The 19,220-nt window shown below is 62.4% G+C and carries 13 protein-coding genes; 4 read left to right on the top strand and 9 right to left on the bottom strand.

The features are described 5' to 3' along the window. Window positions 1–48: 48 nt before the first annotated feature. From pbpC to JAO82_RS12355, 5 genes are all read right to left on the bottom strand, one after another. Window positions 49–2,085: a penicillin-binding protein 1C gene (gene pbpC, locus JAO82_RS12375; protein ID WP_198686703.1), complete on the bottom strand. Its 2,037-nt coding sequence runs from the start codon at window positions 2,083–2,085 to the stop codon at window positions 49–51. Next, a complete protein-coding gene (locus JAO82_RS12370; protein WP_198686702.1) occupies window positions 2,082–7,508 on the bottom strand; it encodes an alpha-2-macroglobulin family protein in 5,427 nt (1,808 codons plus the stop codon). Before JAO82_RS12370 ends, pbpC begins: the two co-directional genes overlap by 4 nt. Window positions 7,509–7,621: 113 nt before the next feature. Further along, window positions 7,622–8,389: a YaaA family protein gene (locus JAO82_RS12365; RefSeq protein WP_198686701.1), complete on the bottom strand. Its 768-nt coding sequence runs from the start codon at window positions 8,387–8,389 to the stop codon at window positions 7,622–7,624. 118 nt (window positions 8,390–8,507) lie between these two features. Continuing rightward, window positions 8,508–10,547, bottom strand: coding sequence for a DNA helicase RecQ (gene recQ / locus JAO82_RS12360; RefSeq protein ID WP_198686700.1), 2,040 nt, complete (start codon window positions 10,545–10,547; stop codon window positions 8,508–8,510). 138 nt (window positions 10,548–10,685) lie between these two features. After that, on the bottom strand, window positions 10,686–10,973 hold the full coding sequence (locus tag JAO82_RS12355; protein ID WP_198686699.1) for a YggT family protein: 288 nt from the start codon (window positions 10,971–10,973) through the stop codon (window positions 10,686–10,688). A 132-nt stretch (window positions 10,974–11,105) separates the two neighbouring features. Here JAO82_RS12355 and JAO82_RS12350 point away from each other — a divergent pair, with 132 nt between their 5' ends. The 4 genes from JAO82_RS12350 to arfB all read left to right on the top strand — a co-directional run bounded on the left by JAO82_RS12350 (window position 11,106) and on the right by arfB (window position 14,803). After that, on the top strand, window positions 11,106–12,467 hold the full coding sequence (locus JAO82_RS12350) for an MFS transporter (RefSeq protein ID WP_198686698.1): 1,362 nt from the start codon (window positions 11,106–11,108) through the stop codon (window positions 12,465–12,467). After that, window positions 12,437–13,297 carry a penicillin-insensitive murein endopeptidase gene (mepA, locus tag JAO82_RS12345; protein WP_198686697.1) on the top strand — a complete coding sequence of 287 codons (861 nt, stop codon included), beginning with the start codon at window positions 12,437–12,439 and terminating at the stop codon, window positions 13,295–13,297. The genes JAO82_RS12350 and mepA overlap by 31 nt, the downstream gene beginning before the upstream one ends. Window positions 13,298–13,481: 184 nt before the next feature. Further along, a complete protein-coding gene (locus JAO82_RS12340; RefSeq protein WP_198686696.1) occupies window positions 13,482–14,111 on the top strand; it encodes a queuosine precursor transporter in 630 nt (209 codons plus the stop codon). A gap of 272 nt (window positions 14,112–14,383) precedes the next feature. Beyond that, window positions 14,384–14,803 (top strand): alternative ribosome rescue aminoacyl-tRNA hydrolase ArfB, encoded by a 420-nt coding sequence (gene arfB, locus JAO82_RS12335; protein WP_198686695.1) that lies wholly within the window; start codon window positions 14,384–14,386, stop codon window positions 14,801–14,803. A gap of 77 nt (window positions 14,804–14,880) precedes the next feature. Here the strand turns inward: arfB and JAO82_RS12330 are convergent, their stop codons facing one another. The 4 genes from JAO82_RS12330 to JAO82_RS12315 all read right to left on the bottom strand — a co-directional run. Next, the gene (locus JAO82_RS12330) at window positions 14,881–16,356 is read right to left on the bottom strand and encodes an alanine/glycine:cation symporter family protein (RefSeq protein WP_198686694.1); all 1,476 of its coding nucleotides are present in this window, start codon (window positions 16,354–16,356) and stop codon (window positions 14,881–14,883) included. Window positions 16,357–16,477: 121 nt separating this feature from the next. Then, a complete protein-coding gene (locus JAO82_RS12325; RefSeq protein ID WP_198686693.1) occupies window positions 16,478–17,452 on the bottom strand; it encodes a hypothetical protein in 975 nt (324 codons plus the stop codon). Window positions 17,453–17,630: 178 nt separating this feature from the next. After that, a complete protein-coding gene (locus JAO82_RS12320) occupies window positions 17,631–18,419 on the bottom strand; it encodes an SH3 domain-containing protein (RefSeq protein WP_198686692.1) in 789 nt (262 codons plus the stop codon). Continuing rightward, on the bottom strand, window positions 18,419–19,220 hold an 802-nt coding region (locus tag JAO82_RS12315), incomplete at its 5' end, for a hypothetical protein (RefSeq protein ID WP_198686691.1). The genes JAO82_RS12315 and JAO82_RS12320, both read right to left, overlap by 1 nt.

Raw genomic sequence — 19,220 nt, 5'->3', positions numbered from 1 at the left:
CTTAGGCCGTTGCTGGTGAGATGCAGCCCGTCCCGCCCTGATATCGGTTCAATCCAGTTCGACCTGCACCCGGTCAGAGCGGCCCTTGGCATCGATCACCACCAGCGTGGAAAAGCCGCGGCCAGGGCTTTCGATCTCGACCTCGCGACGGTGCAGGCCGGTGGCGACGGGCCGACCGTCAGCCAGCAGCACATAAGGTTCAGCGCCTCCGCGCAGCTTGACCACCAGCCGCCCATCCGGCAACGCCAGCCGCGCGCCATCAGGGGGAAAGGCCAGTTCTGGGGCACCGCCATCGCGGTTGAACGCAGCATCACGCGGGCGGAACCGACGCAGCGGCGCGGGCAATTGCGCAGAGGTTACGATCAGCGTCTCGGGTGGGGGTGGCGGCAGCGGGTCGAAATGCGGTTTCAGCCGCCCAAAGGCCTCGAACAGCACCGGCGCGGCCAGATCACCGCCGAAGGCGCCGGGCACTGGCGTGCCGTCGGCGCGGCCCATCCAGACGCCGATCACGTACCGCCCGTCATAGCCCAGCGCCCAAGCATCACGGTGCCCATAAGAGGTGCCGGTCTTATAGGCCAGCACCGAGCGCGGCGCTTCGGGCGGGGGTGCAAGGCCCGCCAAGATATCGCTCACCTGCCAAGCCGCGACATCGGACATCAACCGCCGCCCCTTTTCGCGGGCATCCCCTTGCAGCGGGCGCAGCACCGGCCCCTGCCCGCCCTGCGCCAGCGCCGCGTAAAGCTGCACCTGATCTTCCAGCGTCAGGCCCAGACCACCCAAGGCGATTGCCAACCCCGGCTTGCCGCCGGGCACTTGCGGGCGCGTGCCGGCGTGCTGCAGCGCCGCCATCACCCGCGCCGGTCCCAATTCCTGCGTCAGGCGCACCACCGGGATGTTCAGCGACATCTGCAACGCCTCGCGCACGCGCACCTCGCCGCGGAACTGCCCGTCGAAATTCTGCGGCACATAGCGGCCAAAGGCAGTCGGCGTGTCGGAAATCAGCGTTTCGGGGTGCGCCAGCCCCTGATCAAAGGCCAGCCCATAGATCAACGGCTTCAGCGTCGAGCCGGGTGAGCGCAGCGCGCGCGTCATGTCGACAAACCCCTGTCGCCCGCCTTCGTCAGTGAACTCCGGCGAGCCGACCGAGGCGACGATATCGCCGTTGTGATGGTCGGTCACCAGCAACGCCGCAGAAATGCGCTGCCCAGCACGGCGTGCTGCCTGTGCCACCAGTGTTTCCATCCGCGCCTGTATGCCTGCATCCAACGTGGTATCATAGCGTAAAGCGGCGGGATCGGCGGCGCGCAGACGGTCGGCCAGATGTGCTGCCAGTTGCGGAAATGGCCGCATGGCGCGCGGTACCGGTTCCTGTCGTGCCGCTGCAGCCTGCTCGGCGCTCAGCACGCCCTGCCCGCGCATCCGCGCAAGCACACGGTCGCGCGCGATCTGTGCCCGGGCATAATACCGGTCGGGACGGCGGGTTTCCGGCGATTGCGGCAGCGCCACAAGCAGCGCAGCTTGCGCCGGGGTCAGGCGGCGCGGCTCCTTGCCGAACCACGCCAGCGTTGCCGCGCGCACCCCTTCCAGATTGCCGCCATAGGGCGCGCGGGTCAGGTAAAGCGACAAGATGTCGTCCTTGGACAAGTGCCGCTCCAGCGCCAACGCCACGCGGATCTGGCGCAATTTTCCCGCCCAGCGTCCGGTGCTGCCATCTTCCAGCAGCCGCGCCACCTGCATGGTCAGGGTCGAGCCGCCCGAAATCGTGCGCCGATGCCAGAGCGCCTGTGCCAGCGCCCGCCCCATGGCCAACGGGTCGACACCGCGATGGTCACGAAAGCGCTTGTCCTCATAGCGCAGCAACATCGCCACGAAACCATGATCGACCGGGCCGGGGTCCAGCCGCCAGCGTCCGTCCTCGACCTGCCAGGCCCGCAGCAGCGTGCCGTTGCGGTCGCGCATCTCGTCCGAAATCTCGGCCAGCAGCGGCGGCAGATCGGTGGCGTCGATCCAGCGATCCAGCCCGTCGCGCAGTGCCGCCGCCGCGAACAGCAGCAGGACCAGCGCGAGCAAGGCGTGGCGCCTCATTCGGTCACAGCCAGCCGCCCTGAATCGGTATGAGCGCGATAGCGCGGGCGATACATCGCCTCGACCGAAGCCGCGGGATGGTGAAACTCGCCGGGACTGGTGGCGCGGGCGATATAGGCCAATGTGACCGTGGCGTCATCCGGCAGGTCAAGCGCCGCGATGAAACGGTCGCTGCGGAACTCGGCATGGTCGGCCTCGGACAGGTCCAGCCAGTCAAGCGCTCCGACATCGCCCGCGCGCAGCAGGTTCGGATTGTCAATCTCGATCCCGGCAGGCAGCGGATCGTCGACAATCAGCCGCGCGCCAATATCCTCGAACGGCGTGATCGTCAGCACAGTGACGAAACGGGTGCCAACCGCCAGCCGGTCAGTATCGAGCGGGGTGCCCGCCATTGATAAAAAGCGCCGCTCGATCGCGTAGCCCGTACCGCCCGCTTCGGGCGCGGTTTCGGGCACGCCCAGCGTGGTCAGCGTCAGTTCGGTGGCGCGGTCGGCGGTGATCTCCGCGCCTTGTGCTGGTATGTCGCCTGCAAACCTCCGCACAAAGGGCCCATTAACCGCTGCGCCATTGATCCGCAGAGCTGATTGTTCTGGTGCATCGGCCAGCGCCCGCGCCGCGAGCAGGGTCCAAGCGGCCTCTTGCGTGGAGCGGTGACGGTCGCTCTGGGCGATACGGGTACCAAGTGCGTCGATATCCACCGCATCGCTGCCCACCTCGATCGCCAGCGCCATCACCCCAGCCGTATCGCGCAGATGGGTGCCGTAATCGGCGCGATAGGCTGGAGCCTCGTCGGCCCCGTCGCGCAGCATCCTTCCCGCACGGGCAAACATCGCATCGGCGCGGGTCTGATCGCCATAGGCCGCCAGTGCCGCGCCCAGTTGCGCGGCGGCCAGCGGTGTGGCGAACGCATCACGTTTCACATCAGCATAATAGCGCAAATCTCCCATTGCCGCCGCGCCCTCGCGCGCCAGAACCAGCAATGCATAAGCGATATCCTCGCCGCCATTATCGAAATCGGGGGCATAGTTCACCCGGTTGCGCAGATTGTCCATTGCCATGGCAAACGCGCGGTCCGGCACGTCATGGCCTTTAGCGCGAGCGCGGGACAGGAAATCGCCGATATAGGCATCCAGCCAGAAATCGCCAGATCCCGCTTGCCACAGGCCGAAGGCCCCATTCGGTGCCTGTCGGGTCAGAACGCGAGAGATGGAATCGTCGATGCGCTCGTCCATCGCCGCAGCGCTGCCCAGTCCGATCTCTTGCGCGACCGAGGATAAGTAAAGCAGCGGCATTGCTTGCGAGGCCACCTGTTCGGTGCAGCCATAGGGATAACTATCAAGCAGTGTCAGGAGGTGCGGCACGTCGAATTTTGCCAGCGGCCCGGCCGAGAACATCGCCTGTGCTGTGCCGGGGCGCAGCCCGGCAAAGACGTCATCGGAAAGCAGGAATGTCTCGCCCGCATCCAATGTGAAGCGCCGCGTCTGGGCGACCACCGGATCGTTGGCACGCACCGGCAAAGTCAGGCTCTGGCGCAGCATCTGGCCGTCGGGGGTCGTCAGCACCACGTCGAAACCGGGATCGCCGATCGCCTCCGCCGACACCGGAACCGAGAAACTCGCCTTGCCACCCTGCGCCAGATCGAAGGTGCTGGGCGCCTTGCCAAGGGACAAACCATCGCCGCGCGGTTCCAGCGCCAGTGTCATCTCGCCTGTGAGCCCGTCGGCGTGGGTCACGTCCAGCCGGATGCGGCTGTGATCGCCGGGGGCAAGGAAGTTCGGCAAGGTGACATTCACGACCACCGGATCACGCACGATCATGTCACGGCTGGCTTGCCCGACGGCGCGCGGCGACCAAGCAACCGCCATCAATCGGACAGTGCCATTGAAATCGGGCAGATCGACATCGACCTCGGCGCGACCCTGCGCATCTACCCTGACCGGACCGCTGAACTGCGCCACCAGTTTCTGCGTCGGCGGCGGCGACTGCATCCGCTTCATCGCATTGGCATCCCCGCCCGAGCGCACCATGCCCAGCGCGCCCTTCATCCCGTCGATCAATCGGCCATAAACATCACGCAATTCGACTCCCAGACGGTGCTGGCCGAAAAAATACCCTTCGGGATCGGGTGGCGCGAATCCGGTCAGATTCAGAATGCCAAGATCGACCGCCGCAAGGGTCAGCCAGACCTCCTCGCCCTCTTGCGCACCTTTCACGCTGACGCCGATGCGCTGGCTTTGGCGCGGGCGTGCGATTTCGGGGGCCTCGATGGCGATATTTAGCAGTTTCCCCTCCGGCTCAACCCGCGCATGGGCCAGCCCCAGCGCCCTCGAGGGATTTTGCCCCGCCGCCACGTCCATCGGCCGGATCAGGGTGGCGGTGACATAGGCGCCGGTGCCCCAATCCTCGGTCACCTCCAGAGGAATCTCAATGTCGCCTTCCGCGATGGCGACGGTCTGGCGCGCGATCACATGGTTGGACAGCACGGCGATGGTCGCGACGCCGCCCATGCGCGCGTCAATGCGCAGCCGCGCGGTATCCCCCACCCGATAGGATGGCTTATCCAACGATACCTCCAGCCGGTCGGGCGTGGTGGCGGCGTCGGCGGGGGCATACCAGCCGGCATCAAATTTTACCGAGGCGGCAGCGTAATCGCCATCCGCACGTTCCAGCACCAGTTCATATTCGCCCCATTGAACCGGCTGCGTAATGGTCGCGGGCTGTTCGCCCGGCTCCACGGTGCCGGTGGCGATCCGTTCACGCCGCGTCGTCGGCTCCCAGTTCCAGTTGCCATAAAGCTCATACCACTGATAGCGGGTCTCAATCCGGTTCAGGGTCCAGCGTAATTGCATCGGCGTCGCGGTCAGGTCAGGCGAAAGACCGATCACCTGAAATGCAGCCTCGCCCCCCTCGTCCACAACGTCATCGAACAGCGGCTTGATCGCGATGACCGACGCAGCCGGACGGACGGGCGCGGTGATCTCGCGCTCGACCGGGCGCGCCGAGCCGTCGGCAAGACGCACCGTCACCCGCGCTTCAAGCGGTTGGTTCGGCGCATCGGGGGTCGGCAGGTCCAGTCGCACCACCGCTTGGCCCTGCGCATCGGTGTGCATCCCACCAAACTGGGCGTTCGTCGCCCAACCGCGCGCATCATGGCGGCCAAAGCGATAGCCGGGCCAGCTTGCCACCGCGTCAGCAGCGCGCAGGGTCACCTGCCCCTCGACGCTCAGATCTGCGCCGGGCGCGCCGAACAGATAGCGCGCGTCGATCTCCAGCCCCGGCGTTTGACCAAAGCGCAAGGGCGCATCAGGCAAGGCAAGGTCGAAGTCGATCCGCTCGGGCAGAAAATCCTCGACCAGGACGGTCTGGCTGGCCAGTGCGGGCGCGTCGGGGTCGGTTTTGATATCCAGCCGCCAGGTGCCCCGCGGCACCGAGACGCCGAGCGGAACGGCAAAGACATGGCCGCCCGCCTGCCCGTCGCGCGAGACGAGGCGGCGATATTCCACCCCATCGGGGCGGCTGAGAATTGCGGTCAGCGGCAGGCCATCTACCGCCTGCGCCGCAGCATCACGGGCCAGCGTGGTCACGTGGATCGTCTCGCCCGCGCGATAGGCCCCGCGATCGGTGGTCAGGAACACATCCACCGGTCCGGCGGGCGCGCGCCCCTCGACGCCACGGTCGGACAGATCAAAGGCCGGATCGGTCAGCGACAGAAATGCCATATCGGTCTCGCCCCGCTCGGCCAGAACCAGCGCCGGGGCCGCGCCTCCGGTGCCGCGCATCAGACCGAAATCGAAAGCAACCCGACCATCGGCATCACTGACCGCCTGCGCCAACACTGCGTTGGCGCGCGAGATCAAGCTGACCGCGACCCCTTTCACCGGTTTTGCATCCGCCAGCGAGCGCAGAGTCACATGCAGCCCGTCGGTTCCCGCCATGGTCGAGATGCCCAGATCAGACAGCACGAACCATTGGGTCGCACCCGGATCGTCATAAGGATCGGCGCCCGGTATCTGCGCGCTCAGCGCATAGATACCGGCGGGCTGCGCGGCAATCGCTTCGCCCATGGGCAGGCGGGCGGTCATGTCGCGGTTCAGATCATTGGCGACTTCGGCGGTGCCGGTCCAGACCTCCTCGGTGATGTCGGTGGTGAATTCGTCCTCCTGCCAATGCGACAGCGGGCGGGCGAATAGTCGCTCTTGCATCGTGCGCAATAGGTTGCGGTCACTGACCCGACGCAAGCGCAGATCAAGCCTGTCCACGTTCACCGTTTCTACCGGCAACGCTGCATCCGCCGCTTTCGGCAGCATGTAAGCACGGCCCGGAAAGCGCACCTCGGGGCGGCGGTCGCGAACATATTGCGCCAGTTCGACATCCTTGGCGAGCGTCTCGCCACTGGCCGCTGGCAGACCCGTGCGCAGGGTCAGGCGATAGCGTTCACCATGCTCCACCCCGTCGATGCAAAGCTGGCTGTCTTCGGCCTGAACCGCGAGGGTTGAATTTGGCAGGCGCACGAAAGTCTCGTAATCCACCCCCGCCGCCAGTGTCTCGGAAAACTGCGCGCAGATGCGCGGTGCGGCGGCGTCGCTTTCCACCGATGAGCCAGTAACCCGGAAACCGTATTTGCCGATCGCGTCCGCCAGCGCCATCTCGGTTTCGGCGCGGGGCTGCAGATCGTAAGACAGGCGCAGCGCCCCAATCATGTCGCGCCCGCGCCCAGTTTCTTCCAGTGCCGTAGCCAGATAGGCCAGTGCATCGGTTTGTTCGGCGGCAGCATCGGCGCGCAAATAGCCATTGATCGCGGCCGCGATGGCGCGCGCGTGATATTGGCGCTTCTGGGTCGTGTCCGCCGCGACAGCCAGCAACAGCCGCGCGTAATCGGTCCATAAATCGGCGCGGTCAGACAGGGAAACAGAAATACCGGCCCAGTTCAACGCTGCCGGCAGCGCCCCGACCGCCTCTTCGCTGCGCCGCGCATTCAACACCGCCGCCAGATCACCACCCAAAGCCGGATGGCGAAACCCTAAATCGCGCGCCTGATCGCGGGCCCGCGCAATATCCTGTTCGTCAAGAAAATCCAGATCGCTACGACGTGTTTCAGCGCGCGCGATCAGGCCCGGATCATGGGCCCGTTTGCTGGCCGATATCGCCCCGGAAAATGCCGTGTACCGGCGCAGCTCGGTCTTGGGAAAACAGGCGTTCGAGCGGGTGTTGTAGGTGAACGCCTCGCATCGGTCATTGGCGGAACAGGCGCGGGTGCAACTCTCAAGATCGGTGTCAAACAGGGCGTCGAGATCGGTGCCGTGAAAATCCGTATCCCGCGCCACGAGATAGCGAAAATCCGGCACGGCGTTCTGCGTCCATGCCCCCGACGCGGCGAGAACCGCAAAAATCCAGATCCCGACCGCAAGAGTGAACCGCCGCATGCTAATCTCCCTGTTGGGAGGAACGTTGGCACGCCAGTTAAGCTATTGGCAAGATTTACCTTACGATCGCGCTAAGCAATCGCCATTTCCCTGCGCAATGCTGCACATTGTCTCTATTCAGAAACCCTTAGGAAGACCGGGCGCTCGGGGGATGACGATTCCGCATCGAAGAAATAGCCGCCAGCCTCGAACTGCGCCAAATCGGCGGGATCGGTATAACCGTTTTCCAGCACCCAGCGGGTCATCGCCCCCCGCACGCGTTTTGCCGAGAATGCAATCACTTTTCGGACCCCCTTGCGTTCCTCTTCGAACCGCGGGGTAACCACCTGCAGCCCATTCAAGGCCGCTTGATCAACCGATTTCGCATATTCGTCCGATGCCAGATTCAGGATGGTGTCGGTTCCAATCTCGCGCGCATCATCCAGCAATGCTTCGGCGATCTTGGTGCCCCAGAATTGATAAAGTGTCCCGGCAGGATGTCCCGGCAATTTCCGCCCCATCTCCAATCGATAGGCGCAGATATCGTCGGTGGGCCGCAGCAGCCCATAAAGCCCCGAGAGCATTCTTAACCGGCGCGCAGCCCCGGCGCGGGCAAAATCGCTCAGGGTTTCCATTTCAAGATGTTTGTACGCGTCGCCGTCAAACATGTCCCCGGCGGCCTGTGCCGCTCCTGACTGCCGCGACCATGCTGCGATCCGTTCGACGTTCAGTTGCGCAATCTTTGGCGACACTTTCATCAAATCCGCAATCTCGGTCTCCGACCAATCGCGCATGACGGTTACAAGCTCCTCGGCTTCGTCAAGAAACCGAGGGGTAGTTGTGGCACGTCCGGCAGCCCGGCCTTCATTCAGATTCTTGGCAGGAGACAGCAATATCAGCATATGAAGTTCTCACTTGTTCCCTCGTCGGCCCTTCGGTTCCATGTCCTCAGGTTGGTCATGCGAACGCGCTATGGTGGTGGCCGACAATTCATCACCGGCGTGTTTTCTCGTCCCGTTCCTACTCAACCGCGCGCAATACGTCCAGAAAAGCCCCACCAAAGCGTTCGGCGCGCCGCTCCCCCAGCAGGCGTTCAAGGCCACCGGAATCAGCGGGGCGCAATTGCGCCACCTTTGCCAGTTGCGACGTGGAACAGCTCAGCGGTTTGTCTGTCCCTTCCGGGCCGCGCGCCAGATCGGACTGCACCGCCAGCAAGCGGTCAAAAACCGACCCCGCCGCGCGCCCGGCCAGTTTGCGCCGCACCGGATGCACGGTTTCATCTGTCCCGGTGATGACTTCAAGGAACACCGCCCCATAGCGCTCCAGCTTTTTCGCACCGACCCCGTTGATCTGCGCCATCGCATCAAGATCGGCCGGACGGGTTTCGGCCATTTCGATCAATGTGCGATCGGGAAAGATCACATAGGCCGGCACGCGGGCGCTTTCGGCCAAGGCCCGCCGCTTAGCCTTGAGCGCAGACAAAAGCGGCGCGTCCTCGTCGGCCACCTGCGCCTTGACCGCCGGTTGCCGGCGGGCCGATGCAATCGTGTCCCGACGAAGGGTGATATTGCTTTCGCCGCGCAATATAGGTCGGGCCGTGTCGGTCATGCGCAGCGCCCCGTGACGTTCGGGATCAGGCCGAACCAGATCATGGCCCATCATCTGGCGAAACACCGCCTGCCATTGGCTGCGGTTAAACTCGCCGCCCACACCAAAAGTCGGCAAGCCGTCATGGCCGCGCGCCTTGATCCGGTCGGTCTGGTTGCCCGTCAGGATATCGATCAAATGCCCCGCCCCGAACCGCTCATCCGTGCGCAGGATCGCCGACAGCGCCTTGCGCACCGCCGTGGTGGCCTCGAATATCTCGGGCGGACTGTCGCACAGGTCACAATTGCCGCAGGGCGCGGCCACTTCGCCAAAATAGCCCAGCAATTGCACGCGCCGGCATTTCAGCGCCTCGGCCAGGCCCAGCAAGGCGTTCAGCCGCCCATGATCGGCGGCGCGGCGCTCGGACGGGGCCAGCCCCTCGTCGATCTGGCTGCGGCGCAGGCGAATATCCTCGGGGCCAAATAAAGTCAGGGTTTCCGCCGGTGCCCCATCGCGCCCGGCGCGGCCGATCTCCTGATAATAGGCCTCGATACTCTTGGGCAGATCGGCATGGGCGACCCAGCGAATATCCGGCTTGTCGATGCCCATGCCAAAGGCGACCGTGGCCACGACGATCAAGCCATCCTCGCGCGCAAAACGGGTTTCGACCTGCCGCCGGTCCTCGGCCTCCATGCCCCCGTGATAATGGCAGGCACTGTGTCGATCTTCCCGCAACGCAGCGGCCAGGGCTTCGGTCTTGGCCCGGGTGCCGCAATAGACGATGCCGGACTGCCCCCGCCGCGCCGCAGCGAACTCCAAGATCTGGCGGCGCGGGCTGTTCTTGACGGTAAATGCCAGATGGATATTCGGCCGGTCGAACCCGTGCAGAAACGTGCGCGGGGCGGCAGCGTCAAATAGTTTCTCCACGATCTCGGCTTGGGTTTCGCCATCCGCCGTTGCCGTAAAGGCCGCCAATGGCACATCCAGCGTGCGCCGCAATTCGCCGATGCGCAGATAATCAGGGCGGAAATCATGGCCCCACTGGCTCACGCAATGGGCTTCGTCCACAGCAATCATGCTCACATTGGTGCGCCGCAACATGTGCACCACCGACCCCGCGGCCAACCGTTCCGGCGCCATATATAACAGCTTCAGCCGCTCTGCCGCCAGCGCGTCCCAGACCGCATCGGTCTCTGCATCGGTATTGCCCGACGTCAGCGCACCCGCCTCGACCCCGGCCTCTTGCAAAGCACGCACCTGATCGCGCATCAACGCGATCAGCGGCGAAATCACCACGGTCACCCCGTCGCGCAATAATGCAGGCAATTGGAAACACAGTGATTTCCCGCCACCCGTGGGCATGATGGCAAGCACATTTTCACCCGTGCTCACCGCATCGATGATTTCTTTCTGTCCGGGACGAAAAGCATCGAATCCAAAAACATCGCGCAATAGCCGTGCGGCTTTCGTCATGCCCGTTCGCCCCATTTTATCTGTGTGAGTACCGGTTTCCGCCACTCTCCCATAACCGGAGTCGGGGAACAAGCCATGCCCCTAGCTTCTTTCTGGTTGCTAAATACCCAATTCCGCCGCCCATAACGGGCGCAGCGGTCAATAGAATGCGGCGGCGTTATTCACCAAAATTATGCGCAGCGCAAAAATGCCCAGCAGCACCACCAGCGGCGCCAGATCCAACCCCTGCATCGGCGGCAGGAGGCGTCGGACCGGCCCATAGAGCGGCTCAAGAATGCGGGTTAGCCCGTCCCAGATCTGCCCAACCAGCGGCTGGCGCAGATTCAGCACTTGGAAATTGATCAGCCAGCTCATGATCACATGCGCGATAATGAAGAACCAGACAACGTCCAGAACCAGCATCAGGATTTGAAACAGCGATTGCATTGGACCTCTCCGCTAACGGCGCCTCTGACCTAAGCGTATGACCACAAAAGGGCAAGAGTCTCCGTCGATCAATTGCCGGTTGATTGCACCGCGGAACCGCTGTCATATCGGCCCAGTAACCGAGGGAGCGGTATGACAGCGATTTCACCGCGCAAGCGTATTTGGGGCTGGTTCTTTTTCGATTTCGCCAGCCAGCCCTATAACACGCTTTTGCTGACTTTCATTTTCGGCCCCTATATCAAAGAATTGCTAGACAGCGGCACGCAGGCGCAAAGCGTCTGGGGGCTTGGGGTCGGGCTGGCCGGGCTCGTGATTGCCGTGCTGGCGCCCATCTTGGGAGCGCTGGCGGATACGGCCGGGAACCGGATGCGCTGGATCTGGATCTTTTCGGCGCTTTACGTAATCGGCAGTTTCGGATTGTGGCAGGCGCATCCCGATCATTTCAACCTGATCCTGACGCTGGCGTTTTTCTGTGGCGGACTGATCGCCATGGAGTTCGCGACGATCTTCACCAATTCGATGCTGCCCGATCTGGGCACACCGGATCAGATCGGGCGGATTTCCGGCAATGGCTGGGCCTTCGGTTATGTCGGCGGACTGCTGGCCCTGGTGATCATGCTTGCCTTCTTTTCCGAAGACGCACAGACCGGCACGACCATGATCGGCACCGCTCCGCTATTTGGTCTGGACCCGGCCACCCGCGAAGGTACACGATTTGTCGGGCCCTTGGTCGGGCTTTGGTATGTCATCTTCATGATCCCGTTTTTTCTGTATGTCCGCGACCCAAAACCCGCCCGTGCGCCGCGCGGAGCTGTAAGGCTGGCATTGCAGGGCTTGGGCCAAACCGTGCGCACCCTGCCGAAGAGCCCCAGCCTGTTTGCCTATCTCGGCGCGTCAATGTTCTATCGCGACGCGCTGAACGGCATGTATGTGTTTGGTGGTATCTATGCCGCCGGCGTGCTTGGCTGGGGCGTCATCGACACCGGGCTGTTCGGTATTCTGGCGATCATCACCGCCGCGATTTTCGCTTGGCTGGGCGGTCTCGCCGACAGCACGTTCGGACCCAAACCGGTGATCGCGACCTGTATCACCATCCTCACACTGGTCGCGGTCACGATCATATTCATTTCGCGCCAAACGGTATTCGGTGTCCCGGTCAGCCCGGAGTCGTCCCTGCCCGACATCCTGTTCTATGGCGTCGGCGCGGTGATCGGTGCCGCCGGCGGCGCGCTGCAATCGGCCAGCCGCACGATGATGGTGCGCCAGGCCGACCCCACCCGCATGACCGAGGCCTTCGGTCTTTATGCGCTCGCGGGCAAGGCGACCGCATTCATCGCGCCGCTGGCGATCGGGGCGGTGACCTGGGCCACCGGCAGCCAGCAATTGGGCGTCACCCCGCTAATCCTGCTATTCGTGATCGGCTTGTTTCTGCTAGCATGGGTCAAACCCGACGGAGAACATTTATGGGACGCTTCCTCGCAACCTGTTTCCTGATCGTCGCGCTGACGGCGCCAGCTCAAGCACAACCGCTGGCCAAAGAGCTTTTCGGTGCCCAACGCAGCGGCTCGCCGCACCAACCGGCACCTTTTGGCGGATATTCGCGCGGCTGCGTCGCCGGGGCGGTGCAATTGCCCGAAACCGGGCCAAGCTGGCAGGCCATGCGCCTGTCGCGCAACCGCAACTGGGGCCACCCCGAACTGGTAGACTTTGTCGTCGGTCTCAGTGCCTTTGCCGCCAAACAGCCGGGCTGGAAGGGGCTTTATATAGGTGACATGAGCCAGCCACGCGGCGGACCGATGACCTCGGGCCATCGCAGCCATCAGATCGGCCTGGATGCGGATATCTGGATGTTGCCCGCCACCCGGCTGGATCTGACGCCCCAGCAGCGCGAAACCGTGTCGTCGATCTCGATGCAGCGCGCAAAGGGCGCCTATGTCAACAAAAGCTGGAGCCCGGCGCATCATGAAATCCTGCGCGCCGCCGCCAAGGACAAGCGGGTCGCGCGGATTTTCGTGTTTCCGGGTGCCAAGGTACAAATGTGCGCCGACGAACGCGGCAACCGCGACTGGCTGCGCAAGGTGCGTCCCTGGTGGGGGCATCACTATCATTTCCATGTCCGTCTGGCCTGCCCGCGTGGCGCACGCGGCTGCGCAAATCAGGATGCCCCGCCGCCCGGCGATGGCTGCGCCGAGGCGCAGCAATGGGTCCACAACATCCTGAACCCGCCACCGCCCGACCCGGACGCGCCCAAGCCCAAGCCGCGGCGCGAATACACCCTATCCGATCTGCCCCAGCAATGTGCCACGGTGCTGCATCAAAACTGATCCTTGCCCGCCTGCCTCTGCCGGCCTCGCGCCCGAACAAACCCGAGCTGTTGTAAGCCGCGACCGGCAAAGGCTACACCGCCCAGCGGGCGACTGACCTTGCCCTGTGCGGCGCATCGCGTTATTCGCTCCTTAGCCCCGATGGGGACAAGTTTCCGCCACCTTGTCAAAACGGATCAGACCAATGTCTCGTGCACATCTTCCCGGCATATTTGCCATGGCTGCCATCGTGGTGGCATCGAATATCCTTGTCCAGTTCCTGTTCGGACAATGGCTGACATGGGGCGCGTTCACCTATCCACTGGCATTTCTGGTCACCGACCTGATGAACCGGGTCTATGGCGCAGGTCCGGCCCGCAAAGTGGTGTTCATCGGCTTTCTTGTTGGCGTGGCCTGTTCGCTGATCGGCACCCAGATCATCGGTGAATTTGGTCCGCTGGTGACCTTGCGCGTCGCTATCGCTTCGGGAACGGCATTTCTCTCGGCGCAAATGCTGGATGTTGCGATTTTCTCGGCCTTGCGCCGTCGCGTGTGGTGGCAAGCACCGCTGACTTCAACCCTGATCGGGTCGGCGGTGGATACAGCGCTATTTTTCGCAATCGCCTTTTCCGCCACCCTGTCATGGCTGGACCCAGGCGCCGACATCGCTTGGGCAAATGAAGTTTTGCCGATGCTTGGAATTGGCCCGATGGTGCCGCTCTGGGTGTCTCTGGCCGTTGCGGACTGGCTGGTGAAGCTGTCACTGGCGCTGATCGCGCTGATCCCGTTTCGCCTGATTGCGACACGGATGGAGGCGCGTGTTCGCCACTCGTGAAGAATTCGTTTGGTGTTTTTCTAGATCCATGGCAGCATCGTCTTAGGTTTCAACAAATGCAAAGGAGGTGATCCAGTGTCGAGAAAGGTATTGGAGCGAGGTGTCGGAACAGGTTGGAGGACCGCCCGCTAGGGCAGCCCTTGGCGGAACGCCGCCAATCTGAACTGGTGTAAAGTCAGACCGACTCCACCTCCAAAGAACTTTCGTCTGGGCCGTCCGTGAGAATCGGGCGGCCCTTTCGGTATTTGCATAACCGCTTTATACCACGGCCCATGTTGCGTATCTCCGACACAATTACGATCCAGGAATGGGAATTGACCGAAAGCTTTGTGCGCGCCTCGGGTCCCGGTGGGCAGAACGTAAACAAGGTCGCTTCTGCGGTCGAACTGCGCTTCGAGGCTGCGCGTTCCCCTTCGCTGCCCGGCCCGGTCAAGACCCGGCTGAGACGTCTGGCCGGACGGCGCTGGTCCAACGACGGCGCACTGATCATCCAGTGTGACGAAACCCGCAGTCAGGCCCGCAACCGCGACATTGCTCGCGACCGTCTGGCCGATCTGGTCCGCAAGGCGTTGGTCGCCCCTAAACGGCGGATCCCGACCCGCCCCACAAAGGGCTCTGAACGCCGGCGGCTGAAAGCCAAGAAGGTGCGCGGTGAAATCAAGGCTCTGCGCGGCCCGGTAAGCGAAGAATAGGCTAAAGCATTACCGGTGCCGCATTGGTAGAAAATGGCGGGCGCTGTGTCGGCCCGCCCGCAGCGATCGCAGCGCGCTCAGGTATGCACTGCCTTACGCTCGTTTTCCTTCCATTCCTCCCAACCTGGGTCCTTGGCCATGAACGCCTCGATCTCCTCGCGCGAGGCAAGCAATTGTGGGTCGTGCTTTAGGTAAACCCGGGTTTCGCGCGCGATCAGACCCGACAGAATCAGAAGCCCGATCAGGTTCGGAAGCGCCATCAGGCCGTTCATCACATCCGAGAGACTCCACACAATGCCCAACTGCGTGGTGCAGCCGACATAGACGACAAGGCTGAAAAAGGCGCGAAATGGCATGACGCCGCTGCGGCCCATCAACCGTTCGATGTTGCGTTCGCCGTAATAGGCCCAGCCAAGGATCGTCGAATAGGCAAACAGGACCAGCCCGAGCGTCACCACCCAATCTCCCCACTCTCCCGGTAAGCCCTGGCTAAACGCTGAAGCGGTCATCAGACCCGCGGAAAGCTGTTCGCCGGTGGCCGGATCGATCTCGCTCCAGGTGCCGGTGGTGATGATGACCAAGCCGGTACAGGACACGACGATGATCGTATCGATGAAGGTCTGCGTCATCGACACCAGCCCCTGACGCACCGGATGGTGGGTTTGCGCGCTGGCCGCTGCGATCGGGGCCGAACCAAGCCCGGATTCATTCGAGAAAAGCCCGCGTGCGACACCAAACTGCACCGCAATGATCAACGACGAGCCAAGAAATCCACCGGCCGCCGATGTGCCGGTAAAGGCTTGGCTGAAGATCTGCCCGAACGCCGCCGGAACCATGCTGATATTGACCGCCAGAATGAACAGTGCGCAAACGACATAGAGAATAACCATCACCGGAACGAGGGCCGCCGTAACCTTGCCGATCGACTTGATACCGCCGACAAGGACGGCAAAAGTCATGACTGTCAGGGCAAGGCCCGATACCCAAAGCGGCACCGCAAAGCTGTTCTCAAGATTGGTGGCGATTGCATTGCCTTGGGTCAGATTGCCGATGCCAAAACAGGCGATGGTCGCAAAAATCGCGAATGACAGGGCAAGAAACTTGCCAAATCCGTTATTTATCCCACGTTGCAGGTAATATTGCGGCCCGCCGGACTTTTCGCCAGCCGCGTCCGTCACCCGATAGCGCACAGCAAGAAACGCTTCGGAATATTTCGTGGCCATGCCAACCAGCGCGGTTATCCACATCCAGAACAGAGCGCCGGGCCCGCCAACGGCCAGCGCCGTGGCAACGCCCACAATATTACCGGTGCCCACCGTCGCCGCCATGGCAGTGGTCAGGGCCTGAAACTGGGAAATATCGCCATCAATGGTGTCGTCTTTTCGCTTCAGCAAACCAAGGCGCAACGCAGCGCCCAGCCGGATGAACTGGATCCCGCCAAGGCGAAAGGTCAGATATACACCTGTCCCCAGCAGCAAAGGGATCAACAGAAATGGCCCCCAGACTATACCGCCGATTTGGTTCAAAATGGATTCAAGTCGGTTCAGATCCATGGCCTTGTCCTCTTGTTTGCGCTGAGGTGGCAAACCATTATCTTCGCCGGGGGTTGTCAAGATGCGAATTACCAAAACCGCCTCTGACACCCCAATCAAATTTGCGACGGCACTACGCAGATCACACCGGCACCAACTCCGCGTCGGTTTGCTCCAGTTCAAGATAGCCTTCCAGATCGGCGCGGATATCTGGCGCAAGAGCCTCTGCATGCTCGATACGAGCATAGAACAAGGTGAAATAGATCACTTTGATCGCGGTGACGATCCGCGCAAAAATCGCATGTACAAGAACACCAAGAGAGACGACGACGAACACCGGAAGCCAGCTGAAAATCGAATCGGGACCGATCAGCCAGATTTGCGGCATGTCTGGAAACAGCTCGCCAATTGTGCCGCCCGAGAAAGCTTCGGGCATATGGTGGCCGCCGACAACGCCGACGATGATGCCAAAAAGAACTCCGGCACCATAGAGCGGCGCCATCAGTGTACGCACCACGCCGCCCAGAATATCGAGTCCGAATACACCGCCCAATGTCTCGGGCACATGATCCTTTAGCTGTTTCAGACTGGCAATTCCGTCGGCCAGACTAAGCTTATCGATGGCGAAGGCGGGCAGCAGGAAATGATTGACCAGATCCCATATCTCTACGATGCCGCCCAGCAACATATTCATAAAGCCGCCAGCTTTCGTCTTGCGGCTTGCCACCCAGGCGCCGACCATATCGAGAAGCCCCAAGATCCGGATCTGACGGCGCAGATCCGAGATTTCTTTGCGCGCGGCGCGGTGGTTCGGCGTGCCGCCGGTGGCGGCGGTCCAGGTCATCCGGCTGAGGGTCAGTTCAGCACGATTGTAATAGAAGAACTTGTAAAGAAACATCAGCCCAGCAGCGAGCAGGAACCAGGTACCGTTGCCATTGTCATAGAGGACCAGACAGATGCCGATAAAAAGCAGAAGGATCATTACGATAGCGTAAACGGCCATACGCGCAACCGGCGCGATCAGCGCGCGATTGCGCCCGACAATGGTGAAACTGTGTTTGACGAGAAACCCCAGTTGCGCCAACCGCGTTTTCATATCCGGTTTCTTGAAATCCATATTCTTTCCTTAGTTACAAATCGGTGTATCAAAAGCACCGGGACCGGTTAAGGTTGTGCTCCAAACCGGGGCAACCGCGCGCGCCGATGCCACCCGTTCGCCCCCTCATGTCATCGTTATCCGGTTGCAGCCCTCTTGGATCAGATTGGCATTGCCACCATTACGAGAGCCGGACCGGTCAGGGTGGAAAGCTCCAGTTCTCATGTTCAATCCGGAAGATGCGAAACGGTGCGCCCGGCTGACCTGTATCTGCTCGCAGGTAGAAGGTGGCGTTGCTTGGCCTGCCGAAATTGGTGAAATCGACGTTAATGCTGATCATGCCGCGAAACATCGGGCGTTGCGGGTCGGGGGCGATACGTGTCACCGAGCCCTGAAAATCCTGCGCGTCATAGAGCAGATCCGCCCCATGGCCGGCCAGATCAGGGATCATCTCGGTCGTGAAATATTTTTTCGCTGCAGGGCGCATGAAAGGGTTATCCGCCTGCGAAGCTGAGCGCTCGAACGCGTTATACAAATCGCGCACGAGATTTTCTGCACCGTTGATCAGTGAACCAGCCGGGGCCGTCGCTGCGGCCTGGCGGGTTTCCTGCGCGTTGGCTGCCGCCGCCTGACCGTGGTCTGGCTCGATAAAGCGCTGCGAAACCCACCCAGCGCGGGTCATATCTGCCGCGCGCACCAGGCACCAAGGCGCGGGCAGCGCCTTGATCTCTGCCTCGCTCATCTCAGAGTAATGGCGCAGCTGATAAAATGGCACGCAGGTGATCTGTTGCAGGCCGCGCTCATTCGGGGCAAATCTCTCGATCACCTTGTAATTGGTCCCCGGTCCCATCCGGACGTTCAGCATGTCATTCGCCGCCACGCCGGTCACCCGCCACGCATCCGGCCCATGACCGTCAAGATCGGCCTGCGCCGCCGGGGCTGCCAGCACAAGCGCACTGACAGCAATCGCGAGCGTTCGATAGACCATCACTTCACCTCCACGATCGAGCGGCCCAGAACCTGACGACCGGAAACATCCAGATAGCGCACCTCGAAATAGCCCGCTTCATCCGGCATTTTCAGGTCCATGGTTTTCGCGTCGCCAACGGCCTGGGCCGAGATCCAGCTGAAATCCGGCTGATTTGAACGCGCCAGCGCGATCCGCTGATCGGCACTGTCGACCATACCGCTCCAAGTGACGGTGATCACCTCGCCGGGTGCGGCGGTTGCCGGCACCGAAAGCCCCGCGCCATCGTCAAGCGGTGCATCCGCGTCCACCACCTCAAGGGGCGCGCTCGCAAGGGTCTTGTTCCCAGTCGCCAGAATATAGCGGATCTCATAAAGCCCCGAGTCGGAGGGCGCTTTCAACTCGCCCGATGTTGCCGAACGGGTGCGGATATAATTGGCATAGCTCCCCTCTGCGGCGCCAGTCGGAACGATGGTGACGAAGTCGTTGGGATTGATCGTTTGCGACCATGTAATCTCGACCGGTGTCTCGGCACGAACGATTTCTGGCCCTGTGATCGTGACCTCGGCCCCGACCACCTCGATTGGGGCACTGGCCTGCGTGCGGTTACCTTCGCTGAGCACGTAGCGCAGTTCATAAAGGCCAGCCTCTGCCGGGGCGGTCAGGCGGCCTTCGGCTTTGTCGCCGACGCGAATATAGGCGCCATAATCGCCCTCTTTGGCACCCGCTGGGACGATCGTGATGAAATCCCGACCGTGAATGCTGCTCGACCATGAGACATCAAAGGCCGCACCGGTGGTGACAGTTTCCGGGCCGCTGATC

This window comes from Pontibaca salina, assembly GCF_016307205.1.
Lineage (GTDB): Bacteria > Pseudomonadota > Alphaproteobacteria > Rhodobacterales > Rhodobacteraceae > Pontibaca > Pontibaca salina.
Note: the sequence above shows the minus strand (reverse complement) of the source record. Positions and strands in the feature narration are given on the sequence as shown.

Excerpts from the sequence above, each read along its gene's own strand:
- pbpC (WP_198686703.1), bottom strand. The coding sequence starts at position 2,085 with ATGAGGCGCCACGCCTTGCTCGCGCTGGTCCTGCTGCTGTTCGCGGCG.
- JAO82_RS12370 (WP_198686702.1), bottom strand. The coding sequence starts at position 7,508 with ATGCGGCGGTTCACTCTTGCGGTCGGGATCTGGATTTTTGCGGTTCTC.
- JAO82_RS12365 (WP_198686701.1), bottom strand. The coding sequence starts at position 8,389 with ATGCTGATATTGCTGTCTCCTGCCAAGAATCTGAATGAAGGCCGGGCT.
- recQ (WP_198686700.1), bottom strand. The coding sequence starts at position 10,547 with ATGACGAAAGCCGCACGGCTATTGCGCGATGTTTTTGGATTCGATGCT.
- JAO82_RS12355 (WP_198686699.1), bottom strand. The coding sequence starts at position 10,973 with ATGCAATCGCTGTTTCAAATCCTGATGCTGGTTCTGGACGTTGTCTGG.
- JAO82_RS12350 (WP_198686698.1), top strand. The coding sequence starts at position 11,106 with ATGACAGCGATTTCACCGCGCAAGCGTATTTGGGGCTGGTTCTTTTTC.
- mepA (WP_198686697.1), top strand. The coding sequence starts at position 12,437 with ATGGGACGCTTCCTCGCAACCTGTTTCCTGATCGTCGCGCTGACGGCG.
- JAO82_RS12340 (WP_198686696.1), top strand. The coding sequence starts at position 13,482 with ATGTCTCGTGCACATCTTCCCGGCATATTTGCCATGGCTGCCATCGTG.
- arfB (WP_198686695.1), top strand. The coding sequence starts at position 14,384 with ATGTTGCGTATCTCCGACACAATTACGATCCAGGAATGGGAATTGACC.
- JAO82_RS12330 (WP_198686694.1), bottom strand. The coding sequence starts at position 16,356 with ATGGATCTGAACCGACTTGAATCCATTTTGAACCAAATCGGCGGTATA.
- JAO82_RS12325 (WP_198686693.1), bottom strand. The coding sequence starts at position 17,452 with ATGGATTTCAAGAAACCGGATATGAAAACGCGGTTGGCGCAACTGGGG.
- JAO82_RS12320 (WP_198686692.1), bottom strand. The coding sequence starts at position 18,419 with ATGGTCTATCGAACGCTCGCGATTGCTGTCAGTGCGCTTGTGCTGGCA.